Origin of the sequence: Streptomyces sp. NPDC050842 (assembly GCF_044456565.1) — a bacterium.
Lineage (GTDB): Bacteria > Actinomycetota > Actinomycetes > Streptomycetales > Streptomycetaceae > Streptomyces.
Map to the genome: position 1 here is coordinate 1 of NZ_JBITGA010000024.1, position 18,833 is coordinate 18,833.

Consider the following 18,833-nt stretch of genomic DNA (forward strand, 5'->3'; position numbering starts at 1 on the left):
CCGCTACGACAAACACCCCGACCGCTACCTCGCCGCCATCACCCTCGCCAGCACCCTCATCTGGCTCGACCGATGATCGACAAGACGCCCCCTAGTGCAGGCACGCCCGGTACGGCTGAGTTGTCGTGGGCCGCAGCAGTCACGTGAACGACGGCCACCGGTCGGCGGCCCACTCCCGCCAGCCCACCCAGCCGGGCGGCGGGCCAGCGACCCTGCGGCCCTCCAGCTCCGCCGCGTCGGGCTCCTGAAAATGCGCCCGCCCGTGCAGGATGTCGGCCTCGGACATCGACAACGTCTCCTCTGGGGTGGTCGCCCAGCGATGGGCGATACGGGCGCGTTGGGTCTCATCGTCCACCGGCAGGTAGACCATGCGGAAGCACGCCGCCTCGGCCTCCACCAGCCAGCGGATCGCGGACCGTTCGTCCCGTGACCAACAGCCGTAGTCCACGACGACGTTGGTGCCCAGTTTGACCGCCTCCAAGGCGAGCCAGAGCATGCGCCCCTCCAGCACGTCGCGCTTCCCGTCGGCCTCCGCCTCGCCGAACAGGGGAATCATCCAGTCGTCGGGCGTCAGGCGCAGCGCGCCGTGCTCTGCGGCGAGCTGCCGAGCCCGCGTGGTCTTTCCGGCCCCTGGCAGGCCGACCATCAGGAACAACGTGGTCACACCCAGATCGTGGCAGGGAGGCCAATCAGACGACCACTGCTCTGATGTACCGGAAGAAGCGTCCCGGGCCCGGAAGGCGGCGGCGAAGGCCGGAGCGGAGATCCGCGGCGAGGTCCTGCTCACCCTCGCCCAGCTGAGCCTGGCCACACCCCTCCAGCTCAAGGAACTGCTGCTGCCCCACCAGCAGGACACCGACCACGTACGCTGCCGCGCCCTGCGTAACCTGCTCGACGAATCCCCGGCCCTGTGCGGCCGGGCCCACCGCGCCCAGCAGATCTACTGGTACTGCACCCCCGCGGGCCTCGCCGAAGCCACCTCCTCGGGCGAACTCGTGCCGACGGCCAGCCGGACCACCGGGAAGCGTGCGGCCAGCAAGACGGACCTGCGCGAGCACGGCCTCGCCCTGGTCGACACCACCGTCGCCTTCCACCACGCCGAAGCGGCCGACCGCGCCGACTGGCAGGTGGAAGTCGCCCGCCCCACCCCGGCCGGCTCCCTCGTCCCTGACGCCGTGGTCCTCCTTGCCGACGGCTCCAGCGCCTTCGTGGAAATCGACCGCACCATCTCCTACGCCCGTCTGCTCGCCAAGCTGGAGCGCTACGACGCCTACCGCAACGCCTCGCCATCCGGGAGCGGGGAACGCCGCCCGCGCTCCGCGCTCCCACTGGCAGGAGACCTACGCCGGACCGTCGCTGGAGCGACCCTTCCCGCCGCTGCTGTTCGTCTTCGCCCCCGTCCCGCGCCGCGGGCCCCAGCCACGAGGGAGGCCGCCTTCCACGACCGAGCCCGCCGCTTCTCGAACGTGAACTACCGCATGACTGTGGCGACGACGACCCTGTCCCTGCTGACCCGCGAAGGGGCGGACCAGCCGGTGCGGAGGGTCATGGGCCGCGGGCAGGCCCGGCGGTCGCTCGCCGCGCTGCCCAAGCCGCGCTGAGTACGGCGCGCCCGGCGTTGCCCGGAGGGGAGGAGGGTCTCGTCCGGGTGATGGCGGAGTGCCCGTCGGACACGGTGGGCAGATCCGACTGCGGTCACCACAACCCGCTGCGCGACCCCGGCCCGGAGTAGACAGCCGCCGGCGCCCCAGGCATCAGGCGGGCAAGTTGAGCGGGGCGGCGGCTCTCTTGGGGTGCGCGGGTCGGGCAGCGGGTCAGAACAGCAGGGAGCCGTCGCTGATGAACCGCCGCGACGCGTCGATCTCTTCCGAATTCGGGAAGGGGTCCCGCCAGTCGTCGCTGCCGCGGTGGAAGCTGATGCTGCCCGTGTCGCCGCCGGTCACATGACGGACGACGAGGTCGGCACGGCCGTCGCGGTCGGCGTCGCCGACGGGGATCAGGTCGGTGTAGTAGCCCCAGGTGCTGTTCACCCGGGTCCGGGTGGCGAAGATGCCGTCGCCCTTGCCGAGGTAGAGCCAGTCGACGCCGTTCCTGTCGCGGGCGATGAGGTCTCCGGCCGGGCCGCAGCCGATGTCGGCGTGCCGCTCTGCGGTGCAGGGGACATCGGCATTGATGTGACTATCCGAACCACTCAGGTGGCAGCTGCTCGACTGTTGCGGCTGCCGGGCAGTTCTTGCGGATTACCTGGCCGGTACAACCCCACCCTGCGCCGATGACGTGGGTGAAGTACTGGGCGGGTCTTTTCGGCGCAGCCTCTGTGGTGAAGGTTTCGGTGCCCTTGGGGATGCGTTGGGTGTGAGTGCCGGTGGTGTCGGTGTAGGACGCGTTGATGTGCCATGTGCATGTCCGGTCGGACACGCGGGGTTGGATGTTCATGGCCATGTTTGCTTGTCCGTTGCCCAGCTCGATGACGTTGTGGCGGAAGAACAGCTGTCCCTGGTCCTCGCCCTCGTTTAGGACATAGGGCCCATACGTTCGGTCTTTCGTGTTTCCGGTCAGATCCCACATCAGCCCCTGCCGAACCTCGGCGCCGGCCGGTGGGAGGTCAACGACAGTCTGTGCGGTCGACGGTCGGCATGAGTCCTTGACAGCGGTCATGCTGTTGATCGTGAGTCCGGCGCTGCGGTCGCTGTTGAGGTTCAGGTTGAACGACTGCGACCACCGCCAGTCTGGTGTGTAACGGCCATCCTCCAAACCATCGTTCGGGAAGGCCGGCGGTGCCGCGTACTCCACGAGCCGCCCTCCAAGCGGTTTGAGAAACTGCCACACACCCAGGCCGTCACCTTCGACATTGACGGCGGTGAGCCCTGCCTGTTCACTCGCGGTCAGCTTTCGATCCAGCAGTACGATGAAGTTCTCTGGCGGGTCCTGCTCAATGTCACGGGGAGTGCGAACGGAGACGAAGGCAGGCTGTTCATGGTCAGCGGTACTGGCGGCTTTCCTGTCTGCGCGCGCCCGATCGTCGGCCGTGGTCCGGTCCAGGATGTAGTTCGCGTAGTAGGCAAACAGAAGGCCGCCCAGGACGACTACGACCGCGACCGCTATGTAAAGCGTCCGATGCTTCGCAGACAACCGACGAAACCCTGGCAGGCGCTCCTCAGCCAGAACGTCCCACGCAGTCTGCGGCGGGACGTCAGATGCCTCCGGAGCAGGCCGAGGCGCGCCGTTGTGGACCGGAGAGGACGTCGGGACCGGTACCGGAGCAGTCGTGCCCGGTACCTCAGGCGGTGTCGGGTTTGTTGCTGGAGCAGCCCCACTCGGTTCCGGCGATGCCCGGGTAGGCGCCAGAACAGCCTCGTCCCGGTTTGGTTCCTCTGACCCGGGTGCTTGACGCGGTGTAGGTGGAGTCGTAGCCATGAATTCCCCCCAATTCATCGGTCTGAGCGCGGTCACCACCACTCGGCAGGTGGCCGCGCTCACCCCCAGCACGGTTAGTTCCGGGAGGCTCCGCATCCTGAGCCAGGTGCCCCCTCGTGAACCATGCAGTCAATATGGCCCAGCACACGGCCCGGTGCACCTACCTGCTCTAGCCAGTCCACCCGCAACGTGGGCTCGGCGGTTGTCGGCGGCCGAGCGGGAGTTCGCCCGCAATAAAGCCCGGATCGAGGCCGGCGAGACCTTCCGCGGGCAGAAGCCCTCGGACTGGCGGCTCGGCTCCCCGCCCTCCAGGACACGCGTCCCGCTCGCTGAACTCCGGCCGGACGGATATGGCGTCGGCCACGGACAAACCCGCCCGGTCAAGGGTCAGTCAAGGCGAAAACGGACACCCGTCGGCGGTAGCCGTCAGACCGCGGTCAAGGGGCGGCTTCTCACAGTGGCTCCGGCCCGTGCACAGATCCGCGCACGGGCCGGACGACCACCGACCCGGCCCGCCGGCCGGAGAAACCGGGCCGCCGACATCACGCCTAACCCCGACCACGAGCACCACGCCGCCCCCGACCGCCAGCCGGAGCAGTTCCTCGAACTGCTGCTGGCTCACGTACGGCCGGTGGTCGTCGCCGGCGCGTCAGCTGCTGCGGCAGAGATCTGAACCGGGTCGCGGAAGCTTCCCGAAGGTGGAATGGGCTCAGTGACGTGCTGTCGGTGGCTGCTTCTACTGTTGCCTCATGGGGAACTATTTTCAGATCGTCGTCGACCTCGACGCCACGCATGCGGACGCCCGCACCCTGGCAGACAGCGGACTCGACTGGCTGGTCAGGGAGGGGATAGTCCGGGCTGAGGTCACCGACTGTGTTCTCGGGCGCCGTCGGGGCATCCGCCCGGTCCCTCCTGGGCCAGGGCGGTCGGTCAGGAGGACTGGGAGCCCAGCGACGGACTAAGACTGCGGTCAGGGCGAACCCAGGTTCGCGGTGTGCCCCCATTGTGCCGGGCGGGCGGATTTCTACACCGACCGGCTGGAGGAGAGCGAGGGTGCGTGGGAACCCTTCGGTGAGGCCATCAACGCCTGGAGCGACACAGGCAGCGCGGCAGTGGCCTGCCCGCATTGTCGGTGCTCCGGTGACCTGACTGCGTGGACCTGGTCGGATGACTACTTCGCCTTCGGGTATCTCGGTTTCGAGTTCTGGGACTGGCCCGACTTCAGCCCCGGCTTTCTCGAAGGCCTCTCCCGCGCGCTCGGGGGGCATCGCACGGTTCTCATGCAAGGCAAACTCTGAGGGAGCCGGAGTTCGTACGTCCTCCCCGGGGCAACCCGGGGATGCTCGGAACATGGCGAACAGGCCGCGATGCGTTGGCGGGCGAGGCGGAGGGCCTGCGTGTGGGTTTTACGCGGGCGCGTTGCTTGCCGTAGTAGGCGCGGGAGGCCGGATTGGTGTTCCTACGAGTCGGCGGCATCCGTCTCGGGCTGACCAGACGGCCCGTCTGGCCAGCGTCGGCGGACACGACTTGGTGATGGCCTCCCGCCCGGCTTGGTGGTGCGCAGGGTGGCGGCACGAGCCGGGCCGGAGCCGCCGACGTCGCGCTCTACACCACCGCGTCCGTCGACATGGTCATCCCCGCACACCCCGAGGCCGGGCACGGCCGCGCCCTCGGACATCGACATCCGCACCTGGTGCGCGGCGTGCGGCGCCGAGGACCAGGCCGACGACCTCATCGCCACCGCCCGCGCGGTCGACTCCATGTACATGTCGCGCGGACCGCGGCTTCGCCCGGTTCCTCGGTCAGCACGACGAGGACCAGGACGACGGAGCAGACGGCGGCGAGGACACCCAGCAGTGACCGCCGACCACCCGCACACGACGCTCCCGGCAGCGAGGCCCGCCATGCACACCAGCACCCACACGGTCCTCTACGACCCCGACGGCCTGATCGAAGCCGGACTCCCGCTGCACCGCGAACCGTACGAGTGCCTCGTCACGGCCGTCCTCGCATGGACCGACGAGGACACGCTCACCACCCGCGACCTGGAACAGATCGCCCTCCAGCTCACCGGCCACGCCCGCGCCGTCGCCTCCGACGTCCGCCGCCGCGCCCATCACCTGCCGAAGGACAGCGGACCCAGAGTGCTCGCCGACGTTGTCCTGCGCGAGGCAGACGGCCGGCTGTCCACGACGATCGAGGGTACGTGCACTGCGTCCAGAACCGCGCCCGCCTCGTTCGCGCTCTCTACGAACGGCTGGACCGCCTGGAGGCCGCGCTCGCCCCGGAGAGGTTTGTACCGAGCGGGGGCTGAACCGTGGGCTGGACGGTTGCTTCCAGCTACTTCGTCAGCGTATCGAGTGCCTTCCTCGCCTCACCCAACAAGTCGCTGACCTGGCGCAGAGCATCTTCCTGGGCGTCGGCGGGCTTGCTGACCGTTCCAGCGGAGGAGGCCTGGCCCGGCTCCCGCCTCGGATACCGTGTTGCTCTACGGGGTGCCATAACGGATGTGACGCCCCCCACCGGAGGTAGTCAGCGTATGAGTTCAAAGCGCAGCAAGAATCCAGCCCTGCCCGTCCTTGACGACGCATTCCGACTCGAGTCGGTCAAGGACGCCGAAGAGTCCACCCGTGACTTGGCCGCGCGGCTGGCCACCACCGAGCTGCGCCGCGTTTCCCACCCGGGCCGGGTCACCTGGGAGCCCACCGATCAGGCCGAGCCCGTACCGGTCCCGCCGACTGTGGTCGACGGTGACGGGGACCTGTGGCTGCGGGACCGGGGCACTGGCACCTGGACCATGCCCGAGTTCAACCCGAAGGAGTTCCCGGCCCGCTGTGGCGAGGTTCTGACGTGGAGCCAGCTTGCCCGCGAGTTCGGCCCGCTTACCGCACTGGCCGACGACCGCCGCATCGGCGGCGGCCGGCGTCGCTGACCGCGCAGCCTTCTGGGATGACCGCGCCCCTGAAGCGCCCGTTACGGGTAGCTGGGAGCTCCAGCTCACCGCCGAGCTCGACGATGGCGGCGAGCAGGTGAGCGTGGTGGTGGCGTGCGACGGCCTCGAGCAGCGTGGTGCGGGCCCTGGCGCCACCCGATGTCCTCGGTGCGGCCGGCGTCGGTGGACCAGCCGGGTAGCGGTCGGCGTTCAGTTGCCGTGGTGAGCGCGCGGCCCAGCTCGCCGATCGACTGCTGCCAGTCGGCCAACTGCCCGAGCAGGCCGCGCACCAGCTCGTCGACGGCGGCCGCCGGGCCGGCGCCGAAGGCCCGCGCTTCGGCGGCGGCCTCGGCGAGGACGTCTTCGTCCAGGTCCTCGAGGGCCTCACGCCACGGAGCGGCCGCAGCGTCGAAAGCGTCCAGGGCGACACGTTCAGTGCAACACCGCCGCGCATCGCGCTCTGACCTGCGGTGATGCCTCGGATAGAGGTTCGTGAAATCGGTGTTGCACCTCGCGTTGCAGGCCCGCGCCATGTTTGGGCGGAGCCGCCGCCGACAGCACGAGGCCCCGGGCGATGACGCCCGGGGCCTCTCGGTGCACTTCGCTTGACCGTCCTGTTCAACGACCAGCCGCAGCCGGTGTCACGCCCAGTACACGCCCAGCGCCGCGATTGCGGTGAGCTTCTCGCGTCTCGCGCGTGTGCTCGAAATCCATACGCCCAGCTTCACGATCACCGGCTCTGCCTCACCGTCGACCGCGATCGGCTCACCGTGGCCACGTGGCACCGCCCGTTCGGCACCTTCCCGTTCGACCCACTGCGTGAGGGCTGCCAGGCCGCGCTGGAACGCCTGCTGCGCCTTGCTCGGCCCCCTTCCGCCGGGCCGCCCGCCGCCGGGGCCGGAGAGGAGGGGGAGCCGGTGCCTGGATGCCAAGGGCGGTCAGCCGTTCCTGCTGCTCGGTCGACAGCAGCTTCCAGGTGGCGGGCTTTTTCTGCCGCTGGAGCCATCGCCCGATGTCGTCGCCGTCGAAGACGACGCCGGGTTCGATGGGCGGCAGGTGGCCGTCGGCGTCGACCAGGTCGGCGAGGACGCGGTAGTGGCGCTGCCAGTCCAGGGGCCACGTGTCGGCGTACGCGGTTACCTCCCCTGCCTGGTACGAGCGAACGTCCTCACCTAAACGGGGAAGACCAACCGATAGGCAGCCAGCCCCGAGACAGGGGGTGCAGAGTGGGGCGCCCCCATCACGCAGCGATGCCCCTGCGACCCCATGACGATCCGTCATTTCCCATCCTTGAGAGGCCAGGCAGTCGATCCGCTGCGTGTTGTTCCTGCTGTCAGTGGCTCACGGCATGATGCAGCGAGCCTGCATCCCTGGAAGGAATACCCTGTGCCTGCCCGGAAACGAGAAGACCTGCCGACCGGTACCGAGCTCGGCATCTACAGCGTCACCGGACCCTCGTTCGCCAAGCGGGTGCCTGGCCACAGCGGCCAGCGCTCGGCCCGCAACCGATACTTCGTGCCGTTACGCTGCCAGCACTGCGCCCGAGAAACGGATGCGCGCGAGGACGACCTGGAGCGCCGGACCGCCACCCCATGCGGCTACTGCTACGCCGGCATCGACGTCGACCCCGAGGAACGCATCGCGGTCACGCGCGTCTGGAACGGCCAGGTCCAGCACTACAAGCGCTACCGCTTCCACGGCCAGTCCCGCACCCGTCTCCACTCCGTGTGGACCAACATGCGCGAGCGATGCTCGAATCCGAAGTCCGAAAAGTACCCCCGGTACGGCGGCCGCGGCATCACAGTCTGCGCCGAATGGCACAACTTTCTCGCCTTTGCCGCCTGGGCGCAGGCAAACGGCTACGCCGAGGGGCTCGCCATCGACCGGATCAACAACGACTGCGGCTACAACCCAGACAATTGTCGGTGGGTGACGGACCTGGAGAACCTGATGAATCGCAGCCGCTATCTTCCCGAGCCCCTGCATGCAGCCCTTGAGGAACGCGCGGCCGCAGACGGCACAGACACCTACACCGTCATCCGATGCGCCCTTGTGGCTGCACGTGCCAGCGCCCGTCCCGCCGGTGGCACCTCATGAGCACAACCGCCGCCCAGCCGCCGACGCGGGTGGGCGATGTCTACGAGCGGCTGACCGTCGTCGAGCTGCTGGGCGTACGCCGGACAAAGTCCGGGACCCGCGCCAGCTTCGCCTTGGTGAAGTGCTCATGCAACGACGAGACCACCAAGGAAGCGCGCCTGAGTAACCTGCGCAGCGGCCGGACGAAGAGCTGCGGCTGCCTGGGACGCGAGCGGACGACTACACACGGCCAGCACGCATCACGGCTCTATGGAATCTGGGCCAGCATGCGCCACCGCTGCTCCATCCCCAACATCCGCAGCGCCCACCGCTACGTCGGCCGCGGCATTACCGTCTGCGACGAATGGCAGGACTTCGCGGCCTTCCGCACCTGGGCCCTGGCCAACGGCTACGCCGACGGCAAGGAGATCGACCGCAAGGACAATGACCGCGGCTACAGCCCAGACAACTGCCGCTGGGTGACCAAGCTCGAGAATCTGGCCAACCGCTCTAAGTACCTCCCAGCCGAGCTCGAGGAGTGGCTGCGTGCTGAAGCAGATCGGCAGGACTGCTCACCGTACGAAGTGGTCAAGCAGGCTCTGGAGCAGTACCTCGGCGTGTCCCGGACCGGCGGCACAGCAGCACGCATAGGGGCGCAGGACACTGAACAGTAGGACTGTCGCACGGCCCCAGACCACCCATCTGTGAACCGTGTGCTGGAGCCGGACGGCTCAGACTTCGTGATCGACTCGTGGCGGGTTTCTTGTCAGGTTTACTCCACACCTACCGGTTGGGGACGTATCTCTGTACCTCACTGGCCACGTTGAGGCGTACGCCTACACAGGTCCGCCCGGCCTGCCCCGACGTCGCGCGGGCCTGCGACCTTGCCAGAGTCTTCACAAGCCTGGTCCGTCACCGTCGAGGCCAACTGCTGTTCGACTGGATCCGCCAAGCTGAAACAGGCCGGTCCCATTTCCGTCGCGAAGTTCGCCTCGTTCCTCCGCCAGGACCTCGACGCGGTCACCGCCGGACTGACCCTCGAATGGAGCTCCGGCATCGTGGAAGGTCACGTCAACCGCGTGAAAACGATCAAAGGAGCCATGTATGGGCGGGCATCGTTCCGACTCCTGCGGATACGCATCCTCACCCGGCCGTGATGGCGGCATCGCCCGGCCTTGTCAGATGGCTTACCGCCAGAAGTCCGCCCCGTCACGGCCACTCGGGTCCATCGTCAGCAGGTCCTCGTGAAGACCCGAGAGGCGGCGGCCGGTGGGGGACCCATCCTCGCCGGACTCCACGACCACCCAGCCGGCGTCGACGCCGGACACGTTCACATCGGCACCGCAATCAAGCTCGTCGACCGTGGCGAAGACCGCTTCGTAGGCAACTGCACGAGCCAGGAGTTCGAGGTCATCCCTGTCCGCACCCGCATCCAGCAAGCGCCGAGCCGCCGCTACTTGCTCCAACGCTCCAGGGCCTGCCCATCCGTCGATCGCACCACGCCACAGGGAACGGAGCAGCACGAAGCGAGCCAACTGCGGCTGGTTCTCTTCAATCTCCGACCTCGCCCAACCCTGCGCATCAGTCGCGCCGAGAGCCTCAAACTGCGTGCGGAGCGACTCCGCCGCGGCCCGCTTCGACGGAGCGAGCCCGGACAACCACGACTGCCACTTCGCCTCAGCGTCATCCATCGCTACAGCATGCCCCACCAGCCGCACAACACGGTCGAGATCAACAGCTCTCACGCAAGCGCGGTCAGAGCCTTGATTTTCCCCACTCGGCACTCAGGAGTTCCCCAGACCTGCTCACCTGTCTCCCCACCTGCGGTGCGCTGAGCTGCGGACGGAGGTCACTCGGGAGGAGCAGCCCGATACCAGCCAGGTCCAGGGAGGTCCCCCGCTCGTGCGGGATAGTCCAGGGGCATGTTCTGGTGATCGCTGTCAGGCCAGGATGTCTCCATGGAAACTCTCAGGAAGTACTTCGAAGACCATCCAGAGGTGTTCGCCGCCTTAGTTGCGGCCCTCTCGATCATCGGTGGGTTGGCCGGCAGTGTGATCGGCGCAAAGATTCAAGCCAACGGAGGGCGGGCCCAGGCGAACGCAGCTCGGGAGGCAGCGCAAATCACGGCTGAGGCCCAGCACCTTTTGGCGATGCATCAAGACCTTAAGGTCGAGGTGGCGAGTTTCGTAAGAGAGGCCCGAGAAACCCTGCGCCTCGCGCTCTCGATGCTCCAGCGAAACTTGGGAACCAATGATCAAGAAGCCATGCGCGCGGCAGAATGGTCAATGCGCCGAAAGCTTCCTGAGCTCGAGCTCATCGCGCCACCCAGCGTTGTAGTACCCGCCAAGGAGGCACTGAAGGCCGTATTGCGGGTAACGCGTCTAGCGCGACAGCGCAGCAACGCTGTACAGGTGTACCGCAAGCTTGAAGATCCAGGCCAGTTCCAAGAGCGTGCGCGAGAAGCCTATGGGCAGTACTGTCTGGCAGCTCGAAGTGTTAATCCAGTCTTTCGACGTGATCTCGGTGAAGAAGGTCTGCGGCTTCGCGAGGCCGCTGAGTCTGCATTGAGAAACATTCCTAGCCTGTCGCCTGAGGAAATTACGGCCCTCCTGCAGGATGCCGAAAATCCGCCTCTGTCACCGGAGAGGCACGAGGCGCAGCACACAGCCGAGGGGCGGCTTCGCGACGTAGTGGAAGCCGCACGAGCCGTGCTGGCGCCCACGTTGCCAGCTTTCGCCCCTCCGCCGCCGGTCCGTCCGGTGCTGATGGGCACGTGGGATTGACGACAGCGCTTCTCCTTCGTGGTCCTTGACAGCTCGGCACGGGCCGCACACTGCACAATCGGGCGGCCCAGGCCCTCGTTGCTGACGGCAGCCGAGTGGGGTACGAGGAGCGGCACTGGCCGATTTCACAGATCCTCATCAGCACCGCGACTTCGTCCAGGACCTGCGCGCTGGCCTGGGCGGCGTCGGCGGCCTGGCGCAGGTCGGCCGCGTCCAAGCCGCAGCTCTCGACGTCCTCGGCGATCAGGTGCAGGGACGTGACGACGGCCTCGCTCCAACGCGCGTGCCCGGGACCGGTGAGCGGACCGCACCAGGGCCCGGCGACCGCGTGCACGGCCGCCGTGCTCCCCCCCGTTACCTTTTTCGTGGCTCCGCAATGGGGCTACCGGCCTTCGGGTCCGGCATGACTTCCCCCCTTGTTGTTCATGATCCGGGGGGTGGTGTCACCGGGCCCGGAGGCATCGACGGACCGCTGATGAGGGGCTTGAGCACCGGCTTCACCCGAGCCGGAAGAGCTCTCCGTAACGTGGATGTGGCAGCTCGGTGCCCTGGCAAGGCCGGACGAAAGCGTGATGGAGGGGCCTGCACGTGATCGAAACCGGCGACATCGACGTCTTCCTCGGCCTGGACGTCGGCAAAGGCTAACACCACGCCACCGCCGTCACCCCGGCCGGGAAGAAAGCCTTCGACAAGCGCCTGCCCAACACCGAGCCCAAGCTCCGCGAGCTGTTCGCAAAACTCCAGGCCAAGCACGGAACGGTGCTGGTCGTGGTCGATCAGCCGGCCTCGATCGGCGCCCTGCCGCTGGCGGTCGCCAGGGACATGGGCTGCCCGGTCGCCTACCTTCCGGGCCTGACGATGCGGCGGATCGCCGACCTCTACCCCGGCGAGGCCAAGACCGACGCGAAGGACGCGTTTATCATCGCGGACGCGGCCCGCGCGATGCCCCACACGCTGCGGGCGATCGACGGCGAGGACGAGACGATCGCCGAGCTGGAGATGATCGTCGGCTTCGACGACGACCTGGCCGGCGAAGCGACCCGGGTCGCCAACCGGCTGCACGGCCTGCTGACCCAGATCCACCCGTCTCTGGAACGGGTCCTGGGACCGCGGTTGCAGCACCCTGCCGTCCTCACGCTGCTGGAACGGTTCGGGTCCCCGGCTCAGATACGCAAGGCCGGCCGTCGACGGCTGGTCACCCTGCTGCGGCCGAAGGTACCGAGGATGGCCGAGCGGCTGGTCGAGGAGATATTCGCCGCGTTGGACGAGCAGACCGTCACCGTTCCGGGGACCGAGGCAGCCGCTCTGATCGTTCCGAGCCTCGCCGGCTCGCTGTCGGCCGTGCTTGATCAGCGGAAGCTCTTGGCCGGGCGGATCGAGGAACTGCTGGAGGACCACCCTCTTTCGAAAGTCCTGACGTCGATGCCGGGAATCGGCGTCAGGACCGGAGCCAGGATCCTGATCGAGGTCGGCGACGGCAGCACCTTCCCGACCGCCGGCCACCTCGCCGCCTACGCCGGCCTCGCCCCGGCGACCCGGAGCTCGGGTTCATCGATCCGCGGTGAACAGCCGTCCCGGAGGGGAAACAAGCAGCTCAAACGGGCTTTCTTCCTCTCCGCGTTCGCCGCCCTGGGAGACCCGGCATCGCGGGCCTACTACGACAAGAAAATCGCCCAGGGAAAGCACCACACCCAGGCCCTGCTCTGCCTCGCACGGCGAAGAGCCGACGTCCTCTTCGCGATGCTCCGCGACGGAACCTTCTACGAACCCCAACCCGCACGGGCCCGGTGACGGTTCAGACTCACCGGTCAGTCCTCCTCCGGCCGAAGCCGTCGGCGAGCTGCCTCAAGCCGCTGGTCATAGTCAGGCGCGAACAGCCCCGCAAGTGACTTATCCAGCGTCCCGGCGATGCGATGGATCGGCGCCCAGACCGCCGGATCGTCGACAACCCGGCTCAGGTCCGTCATCTGCAGCTTCTCCAGCCAGTCAGACAACACCAGCGCCTCGTCATTCGTCAGCTTGATCGTGACCTGGCTATCACCCATGCACACCCCTCCGGCTCGGCCCCACCCCCGACCGCACGAACCTACTGGTCCTCGACCTTGACCAAACACATAGGGGCACCCCCCCAGCTGCCGGAAGAACGCCCGTGGGCCTCCTTCGGGTACGACCCGAGCAGCTCCGGCGCCGGGGTGCCGGGCAGGAAGGACTGGATCATCCAGTCCCGTCCGATGACGGCCTGGGTGAAGTCGACCGCCAGGACCCGCGGCATCAGGTCGGCGAGCGGCGCGAGCCACGGCACCGACACGTACTCCGCGCCCATCAGCACCTGCTCGGAGTGGAACTGGCGGCCCGCTTCGGGGGCCACCCGCAGGACGACCGGCTCCTCGCGGCCGGCCAGGTCGATGCGGTAGGTCGTGTTGTACATGCCTCCGCCCAGCTCCGTCGCGGAACGGACCTCGGCACCGGGCCCGAAGGCGCGCCGGGCGACCGTCAGGATCTGGCGTTCGGTCACTACCCTGCTGAAAGGCGTTAGCGGACCGCTCGATGACGTGGAATTCCACGGGACTTCCTTCCGGCCTGTGAGGACTAGTCTCAGCGAACTCCAGTTACAGGGCGCCGGGCTCCGGGTACGCCGATACGCGCTCCGCTGCATAGGTGCCGTCCGGCAGCACCGCGTCGGTCAACTCGAACTGCTCCGTCTTCCCTGCGGGGCCGCTCCAGGTGACCCGGATGCCAGCGGGGCGGCTGCTGGGCAAGTGGACGGGCTGGCCGTCGGCAGCCCGGGCTCCGAGCAGGGTGTAGGTGCGGACCGGCCGCACGGCCTCGCCGGCCGCGATGGCCGGGGCCACGCCGGGGGCGGCCTGGTTTCGGCGCCGGCGGAGCCAGCCCCAGGCTGCGGCCCCCGCCAGCAGCGTGAGGCCGCCCAGGGTCTCCGCGGTCCAGCCGGTGAGCACGTCGGTGAGCATGTCGGTGCCCTTGTCTCTGTGTGGTGACGGGCGGAGCATGAAGGGCCGCGCGCTAACGTCGCGTCCTGGGCGGCACAGTGCGGGTGCGGGGGGTTAGCCACGCAACCCCCCTCAGGTCCACGCCATTTGAGCGGACGGACTCCGAGGTGACCCGGCGGAGGTAGGGGGGGCTCTAAAGGGGCGCCACCGCTACGCATGGGGTAGCTCTTTGGCTTCCATTCCGCGAGGAGTCACCGGAAGAGGTGAAAGCTCGGCCGTGTTCCTGCGAGGCGGCGGTACCTCCCCTGGCATGTCCACTGACACCCCGAGCGCGGCCGATCAGCTGCTGATCGACCATGCGCACCGCCACGGGTTCACCGTGACCGCGAAGATGCTGGAGGTCTGGAGGAGCCGCGGCCTGCTGCCGGGCAATGTGCCCGGCGGAGGCCTGGGCCGAGGCAAGGGCAGCACCTCCAGCCCGGCTCCCGAGAGCTTCGACCTCGTCCTTGGCCTCGCCCGACATGCCGGCCGCGGCAAGCGCCCGACCGACGTGGCGCTGCTCCTGTTCGATGAGGGGCTCCCGGTACCCGAGCAGACGGTACGGGCCGCCTTCACCGCATCGGTGGACACCATCAGCATCTATGGCGACGACGAACCCGACAGCGACCCGGACCAGCGGCTCGACGATCTAGCCGCCCACCTCGACGACACCGGTCTGACCGTCACCCTGGTCCCCGCCCGGGCCCGGCGGATCGACGAAGGCATCGCCCGCCTCATCCGCGCCAACGGGCTCACCTGGCCCCCAGCCGAGTTCTCCGCCTTCGACGAGAACTCCGGCCCGTCGACCGCTACACCTAAGGACGCCGCGCTTTCCTCGGCCGCCGCCGTGCTCACCGGGACGATGTCCCTGGAGGACATCGGCGACATGCTCCGCGCGATGAACCCCACCGCCATGGCCAACCCGATCGCCTCCCTCGTCGAGACCACCCGCCAAGATGTCCCCGAGGTCGCCGACGCGGTCCTCACCGACGACAACCACCTGGTCCTCGGCCCCGTGCGCGATGCCCGCGACCATCTACGCGACCTGGCCGCCACGGCTCCGGTGCAGGACCTCACGCGGGCATGGGGGACCGCCGCGGCCGTACGGCAGTGGGCCCTGGACCTGTGCGGCCGCGTCGAGGAGGAACTCGCTGCCGAGCATCTGGGCGAGGCGGCCCGGGAGTGGCAGAACTGCCGCTACGCGATGGCCGGCCTATCCCTGCTAAGCACGCTGAAGGAGCGCGACTGGCCACCCGCACAACGCGCCCTTGACGTCCTGCTGCTGCTCTACCAGCCGGCTCGGAGAGTTCCAGCGCGGCTCGATGATCTCGTTCCCGGCTGCCAGTGGCACCTCCTCAGCACCGAGGGGCTGATGCCACCGCCCACCCGCGAGTTCCTCCAGGACCTCATCAGCCAGAATGCGCCCCATGCCGGGGCTGGAGGCTGATGAAGCTCCTATAGGTCGTCAAGCCGGTCTGTGGAGTCCATAGGATGCTTTTGTGGCTCGGTTTGAGGAGGTTAAGGCGACGTTCTCGGGCGAGGGGGGCCTGTATGGGATGCAGGCGCCGCTGACCGACGAGGTCGTTCGGGATACCGAGCGTCAGCTCGGTGTCCGTCTGCCCGCCTCGTTGCTGGAGATCCTGCAGGTCCGGAACGGCGGCCTGGTGGCGGAGTCGTGGAACGCGTTCCCGACGGATGTGCCGACATCGTGGAGCGAGAACCACGTTCCGCTCGACGACATGATGGGCATCGGCCGTCACGACGGCCGGCTGTCACTGCTGGACACGCCCTACTTGGTCGAGGAGTGGGGTCTCCCGTCCCCTCTGGTTCTGCTTTCCGGTGATGGTCACTGCTGGATCGCTCTCGACTACCGGGCATGCGGAGCGCGTGGGGAGCCGTCCGTGACGTGGTTCGACGTGGACATCAATACGGAGCTCCCGCTGGCGACGGACTTCCAGATGTTCGTCGAGCATCTGACTGCGGCCGCGTCGTTCGACCTCGATGACGCGGACGGCAGCCGGTCGGCGTCATGATCCGGCACCGGCCGAGCCTGCCGTGTTCAGGATGCCTGTGCTCTTGAGGTGCCTGTAGACCGCGCGGGCGACGAACCTCTTGAGGCAGCGCATGATGTCTTTGGTGGACATACCCTCGGCGGTGCGTCTGGCGACGTAGTCCCGGGTTCGTTGGTCGTGCTGAATGCGGACCAGGACGATGGTGTAGAGGGCGCTGTTGGCGTTGCGGTCCCCGCCGCGGTTGATGCGGTGGCGGTGGGTCCGGCCGGATGAGGCGGGGATCGGTGCCGCCCCGCACAGGTGCGCGAAGGACGCTTCGGACCGGAGCCGGTCGGGGTTGTCTCCCGCGGTGATCAGCAGCTGACCGGCCGTCTCCGTGCCCACCCCGGGCAGTGCGACGAGGCTGGGTGCCGCCTGGGTCACGAGGGGAGCCAGGTCCGCGTCGGCCTCTTTGATCTCCTGCTGGAGGACCTGGTAGCGCCGGGCCAGGCGGCGAAGTGCCGTCCTGGCAGCGCAGGCCGGGTCGGTGAGGTCACCGGTGGGCCGGGTCCGGGCGAGGGTGTCGATCAGCACGCTGGTGGGCAGCCCACGCAGCTTGTCCCGCAGGGCGGAGGGCGCGCGGTGACCATGAGAGAGCGGATCTGGTTGATGGTCTGGGTGCGGGCCTTGACCGCGCTCTTGCGGACCACGCGCAGCGCGCGGATCGCTTCCACGATCCCGTCCTGGCTCTTCGGGGTTCCGTTCGCGCGGCCGGACAGGACGGCGGTGGCCGCCGCGTAGGCGTCGATCGGGTCGGACTTGCCGTGGGCCCGCCTGGCCTTTCGGTCCGGGCGGTCGACCTCGACGACCGTGATGCCGTTCGCGGTGAGGAACCGGGCGAGTTCGGCGCCGTAGGCGCCGGTGCCCTCCATCCCGACCGTGATGACGTCGCCCTGGGCACGCAGCCAGGCCAGCAGCTGTTCGTAGCCGGCCGAGTTCGTTTCGAACGGCTGGGTGTCCAGGTGGCGGCCGACCGAGTCGATCACCGCGGCCTGGTGGACGTCCGTGTGGGTGTCGATTCCGCCGATCACCGCTATCGCGGGCGCTGTCATGCTCGGCTCCGCCGTCCTTCCGTATGGGTACCGGATCAGCGTGTGCTGCCCGGGCCGACGGACGAGACAGTGATGAGGCTGGTGGCCAAGCTCCTGACTTGTTGAATCGACCCCAGATGCTCGGTCTGCAGCCGTAGCGTCCAGGGTGTCGGTCGGCATGGGCCCGCAGTGCATCTGGATATGCAGGGCTTGCCGTACTCCCCCTTCCGGCGGGCCCTTGGGTGGATGAACGGCCCGCACCGGGTGACGGTGCGGGCCGTTCGGCATGCGGGCCCGTGACGCCCGGGCGGAAGAGGGCCGTGTGCCGGACGGCGCCGGATTGTGGCGTGGCTGGCCCCGCCCGCCGCCACGGCCTACCGCCTTCCCCGCATACCCGAAGTCCTCGTACGGGTTGCGGGGCTTGCCCTTACCTCGTGTACGGCCTCTGTCCAAGGCTTGCCCACCGCGTAAAGAGCCAGGCCATAAGCCCGGGATCTATTGAATGCGGTCTCCTCGCGGCCAAGAGTGCCGGGGAGTTGCGCGGCTAACCCTCTCCCCTTTGAAGGTGCGGATCGCCGCGTTGACCGACCGGCCATCCCACACTCATCCCAGGGGGACATCCATGTCCGATTCCACTCAGCAGTCCGCCGCGGAGCCCGTCCAGCCGCCCGCGCCCGGGTAGCCCGCCCAGCAGCCCGCCGCGGAGCCCGCCGTGACCCTCCTGCGCCGCCACGGCGCCGTGATCACGCTCGCCCTGCTGTTCCTCGGCTACGTCCTGCACGGGCGCCCCGCCCTGCGCGAGACCATTGGCGTCCTCGCCGCCGTGGCCGCGTCCGGCATCGCGCTGATGACCCTGACCCTGCTCCGCCGCCGGTAAGCGGCCCCCATGGTCCGCGGCCCGGGCGCGCCACCGCGCGTGTCCGGGTCGCGGACCCTGGGCAAGCCCGCTCCGTATCCGCCCTATTCGCCGCCTCGGCAGGGTTGCACCGACAGGTGCCCCCACAGGTGTCTGCACCGGGGGACCCGAAGTTGCACCGGAGGTACTACCGCAGGTGTGAACCCCCCCTTCCGTGATCTTGAGCGTTCCCCCTGATCAGACCTCGTGGGCAAGCCGGATCCGCACGCCGACACCTCTAATTCGTTAGTAATTAGAGGTTCTGGATCTCTGAGGGGCCCGGGCGGTTGTCCAGCCTGGGGCAGGACGTGTGTGGTCCGGTCGGTGCCGTGGTGACCCCTACGACACCTCCGACCGTGTGAGGTCTTTGAAAAGACCGGTGGCGCTGGGCGCCGGCCGGTCCTCGCACGTTCTGCCCCCGCGGGCCCGTCTGGTTCGGGATCCTCGTTGGATGAGCTGCCGCACGGTGACGCGTTTCTCCTCACGAGCTTCGAGCTCTGGACACGGCGTGCGGCCTCGCGGTGCCGCGCACGGCTGATGAGGTGGCGGGCCTTGGAGCCCTGGAATTAGGGCCTGTGTGATGTCGTGATCAGTTGCCGGGTTCTGTGCTCTTCGTGGGGTGGGACCCGGTAGGACTGTGGGCGTGACGCGTAGGCAACTC

The 18,833-nt window shown here is 68.3% G+C and carries 18 protein-coding genes and 4 pseudogenes; 13 read left to right on the top strand and 9 right to left on the bottom strand.

From position 1 onward, the window contains the following. Positions 1 to 139: 139 nt before the first annotated feature. Positions 140 to 664 (bottom strand): AAA family ATPase, encoded by a 525-nt coding sequence (locus tag ACIBG6_RS39055; protein ID WP_399227530.1) that lies wholly within the window; start codon positions 662 to 664, stop codon positions 140 to 142. On the opposite strand from ACIBG6_RS39055, the gene ACIBG6_RS39060 reads away from it, so the two are divergent. Next, positions 657 to 1,601: a replication-relaxation family protein gene (locus ACIBG6_RS39060; protein WP_399227531.1), complete on the top strand. Its 945-nt coding sequence runs from the start codon at positions 657 to 659 to the stop codon at positions 1,599 to 1,601. The genes ACIBG6_RS39055 and ACIBG6_RS39060 overlap by 8 nt on opposite strands. 213 nt (positions 1,602 to 1,814) lie before the next feature. Here ACIBG6_RS39060 and ACIBG6_RS39065 read toward each other — a convergent pair whose 3' ends face one another. Together ACIBG6_RS39065 and ACIBG6_RS39070 are read right to left on the bottom strand one after the other, a co-directional pair. Continuing rightward, positions 1,815 to 2,195 carry an FG-GAP repeat domain-containing protein gene (locus ACIBG6_RS39065; protein ID WP_399227549.1) on the bottom strand — a complete coding sequence of 127 codons (381 nt, stop codon included), beginning with the start codon at positions 2,193 to 2,195 and terminating at the stop codon, positions 1,815 to 1,817. Further along, a complete protein-coding gene (locus ACIBG6_RS39070; protein ID WP_399227532.1) occupies positions 2,179 to 3,132 on the bottom strand; it encodes a hypothetical protein in 954 nt (317 codons plus the stop codon). Before ACIBG6_RS39070 ends, ACIBG6_RS39065 begins: the two co-directional genes overlap by 17 nt. Positions 3,133 to 3,874: 742 nt before the next feature. Between ACIBG6_RS39070 and ACIBG6_RS39075 the strand changes: the two genes are divergently transcribed. From ACIBG6_RS39075 to ACIBG6_RS39090, 4 genes and pseudogenes are all read left to right on the top strand, one after another. Then, entirely contained in the window at positions 3,875 to 4,090 is a 216-nt protein-coding gene (locus tag ACIBG6_RS39075; RefSeq protein ID WP_399227533.1) for a hypothetical protein, read from the top strand. 877 nt (positions 4,091 to 4,967) lie between these two features. Beyond that, positions 4,968 to 5,186 (top strand): annotated as a pseudogene (locus tag ACIBG6_RS39080) (hypothetical protein); the annotation flags it as partial. 135 nt (positions 5,187 to 5,321) lie between these two features. Beyond that, a pseudogene (locus tag ACIBG6_RS39085) lies at positions 5,322 to 5,731 on the top strand (DUF6415 family natural product biosynthesis protein). A 225-nt stretch (positions 5,732 to 5,956) separates the two neighbouring features. Then, positions 5,957 to 6,349, top strand: a complete 393-nt coding sequence (locus ACIBG6_RS39090) for a hypothetical protein (protein ID WP_399227534.1) — start codon at positions 5,957 to 5,959, stop codon at positions 6,347 to 6,349. 765 nt (positions 6,350 to 7,114) lie between these two features. Here ACIBG6_RS39090 and ACIBG6_RS39095 read toward each other — a convergent pair. Next, entirely contained in the window at positions 7,115 to 7,630 is a 516-nt protein-coding gene (locus ACIBG6_RS39095; protein WP_399227535.1) for a helicase associated domain-containing protein, read from the bottom strand. Here ACIBG6_RS39095 and ACIBG6_RS39100 point away from each other — a divergent pair. The 3 genes from ACIBG6_RS39100 to ACIBG6_RS39110 all read left to right on the top strand — a co-directional run bounded on the left by ACIBG6_RS39100 (position 7,616) and on the right by ACIBG6_RS39110 (position 9,582). Further along, positions 7,616 to 8,446 (top strand): hypothetical protein, encoded by an 831-nt coding sequence (locus tag ACIBG6_RS39100; RefSeq protein WP_399227536.1) that lies wholly within the window; start codon positions 7,616 to 7,618, stop codon positions 8,444 to 8,446. The genes ACIBG6_RS39095 and ACIBG6_RS39100 overlap by 15 nt on opposite strands. Continuing rightward, positions 8,443 to 9,099 carry a hypothetical protein gene (locus ACIBG6_RS39105; protein WP_399227537.1) on the top strand — a complete coding sequence of 219 codons (657 nt, stop codon included), beginning with the start codon at positions 8,443 to 8,445 and terminating at the stop codon, positions 9,097 to 9,099. Before ACIBG6_RS39100 ends, ACIBG6_RS39105 begins: the two co-directional genes overlap by 4 nt. A gap of 210 nt (positions 9,100 to 9,309) precedes the next feature. Next, positions 9,310 to 9,582, top strand: coding sequence for a transposase (locus ACIBG6_RS39110; RefSeq protein WP_399227538.1), 273 nt, complete (start codon positions 9,310 to 9,312; stop codon positions 9,580 to 9,582). A gap of 30 nt (positions 9,583 to 9,612) precedes the next feature. Here ACIBG6_RS39110 and ACIBG6_RS39115 read toward each other — a convergent pair whose 3' ends face one another. Beyond that, positions 9,613 to 10,116, bottom strand: a complete 504-nt coding sequence (locus tag ACIBG6_RS39115; RefSeq protein WP_399227539.1) for a hypothetical protein — start codon at positions 10,114 to 10,116, stop codon at positions 9,613 to 9,615. A gap of 267 nt (positions 10,117 to 10,383) precedes the next feature. Here ACIBG6_RS39115 and ACIBG6_RS39120 point away from each other — a divergent pair, with 267 nt between their 5' ends. Together ACIBG6_RS39120 and ACIBG6_RS39125 are read left to right on the top strand one after the other, a co-directional pair. After that, complete coding sequence (locus tag ACIBG6_RS39120; RefSeq protein WP_399227540.1) at positions 10,384 to 11,208, top strand: hypothetical protein; 825 nt, start codon at positions 10,384 to 10,386, stop codon at positions 11,206 to 11,208. Between the two features lie 588 nt (positions 11,209 to 11,796). Next, positions 11,797 to 12,999 (top strand): annotated as a pseudogene (locus ACIBG6_RS39125) (IS110 family transposase). A 17-nt stretch (positions 13,000 to 13,016) separates the two neighbouring features. Here the strand turns inward: ACIBG6_RS39125 and ACIBG6_RS39130 are convergent. From ACIBG6_RS39130 to ACIBG6_RS39140, 3 genes are all read right to left on the bottom strand, one after another. Beyond that, on the bottom strand, positions 13,017 to 13,253 hold the full coding sequence (locus ACIBG6_RS39130; protein WP_399227542.1) for a hypothetical protein: 237 nt from the start codon (positions 13,251 to 13,253) through the stop codon (positions 13,017 to 13,019). Between the two features lie 41 nt (positions 13,254 to 13,294). After that, positions 13,295 to 13,723 (bottom strand): phosphotransferase family protein, encoded by a 429-nt coding sequence (locus ACIBG6_RS39135; RefSeq protein ID WP_399227543.1) that lies wholly within the window; start codon positions 13,721 to 13,723, stop codon positions 13,295 to 13,297. A gap of 94 nt (positions 13,724 to 13,817) precedes the next feature. Further along, complete coding sequence (locus ACIBG6_RS39140) at positions 13,818 to 14,177, bottom strand: hypothetical protein (RefSeq protein ID WP_399227544.1); 360 nt, start codon at positions 14,175 to 14,177, stop codon at positions 13,818 to 13,820. Positions 14,178 to 14,466: 289 nt separating this feature from the next. On the opposite strand from ACIBG6_RS39140, the gene ACIBG6_RS39145 reads away from it, so the two are divergent. Both ACIBG6_RS39145 and ACIBG6_RS39150 read left to right on the top strand, forming a co-directional pair. After that, positions 14,467 to 15,642, top strand: a complete 1,176-nt coding sequence (locus tag ACIBG6_RS39145) for a hypothetical protein (protein ID WP_399227545.1) — start codon at positions 14,467 to 14,469, stop codon at positions 15,640 to 15,642. A 52-nt stretch (positions 15,643 to 15,694) separates the two neighbouring features. Beyond that, a complete protein-coding gene (locus ACIBG6_RS39150; RefSeq protein ID WP_399227546.1) occupies positions 15,695 to 16,228 on the top strand; it encodes an SMI1/KNR4 family protein in 534 nt (177 codons plus the stop codon). Here ACIBG6_RS39150 and ACIBG6_RS39155 read toward each other — a convergent pair. Further along, a pseudogene (locus ACIBG6_RS39155) lies at positions 16,223 to 17,298 on the bottom strand (IS110 family transposase). The gene ACIBG6_RS39150 and the pseudogene ACIBG6_RS39155 overlap by 6 nt on opposite strands. A 691-nt stretch (positions 17,299 to 17,989) precedes the next feature. Here ACIBG6_RS39155 and ACIBG6_RS39160 point away from each other — a divergent pair. After that, positions 17,990 to 18,154 carry a hypothetical protein gene (locus ACIBG6_RS39160; RefSeq protein ID WP_399227547.1) on the top strand — a complete coding sequence of 55 codons (165 nt, stop codon included), beginning with the start codon at positions 17,990 to 17,992 and terminating at the stop codon, positions 18,152 to 18,154. Positions 18,155 to 18,833: the final 679 nt, after the last annotated feature.

Excerpts from the sequence above, each read along its gene's own strand:
- ACIBG6_RS39090 (WP_399227534.1), top strand. The coding sequence starts at position 5,957 with ATGAGTTCAAAGCGCAGCAAGAATCCAGCCCTGCCCGTCCTTGACGAC.
- ACIBG6_RS39100 (WP_399227536.1), top strand. The coding sequence starts at position 7,616 with ATGACGATCCGTCATTTCCCATCCTTGAGAGGCCAGGCAGTCGATCCG.
- ACIBG6_RS39095 (WP_399227535.1), bottom strand. The coding sequence starts at position 7,630 with ATGACGGATCGTCATGGGGTCGCAGGGGCATCGCTGCGTGATGGGGGC.
- ACIBG6_RS39105 (WP_399227537.1), top strand. The coding sequence starts at position 8,443 with ATGAGCACAACCGCCGCCCAGCCGCCGACGCGGGTGGGCGATGTCTAC.
- ACIBG6_RS39115 (WP_399227539.1), bottom strand. The coding sequence starts at position 10,116 with ATGGATGACGCTGAGGCGAAGTGGCAGTCGTGGTTGTCCGGGCTCGCT.
- ACIBG6_RS39120 (WP_399227540.1), top strand. The coding sequence starts at position 10,384 with ATGGAAACTCTCAGGAAGTACTTCGAAGACCATCCAGAGGTGTTCGCC.
- ACIBG6_RS39130 (WP_399227542.1), bottom strand. The coding sequence starts at position 13,253 with ATGGGTGATAGCCAGGTCACGATCAAGCTGACGAATGACGAGGCGCTG.
- ACIBG6_RS39140 (WP_399227544.1), bottom strand. The coding sequence starts at position 14,177 with ATGCTCACCGACGTGCTCACCGGCTGGACCGCGGAGACCCTGGGCGGC.
- ACIBG6_RS39145 (WP_399227545.1), top strand. The coding sequence starts at position 14,467 with ATGTCCACTGACACCCCGAGCGCGGCCGATCAGCTGCTGATCGACCAT.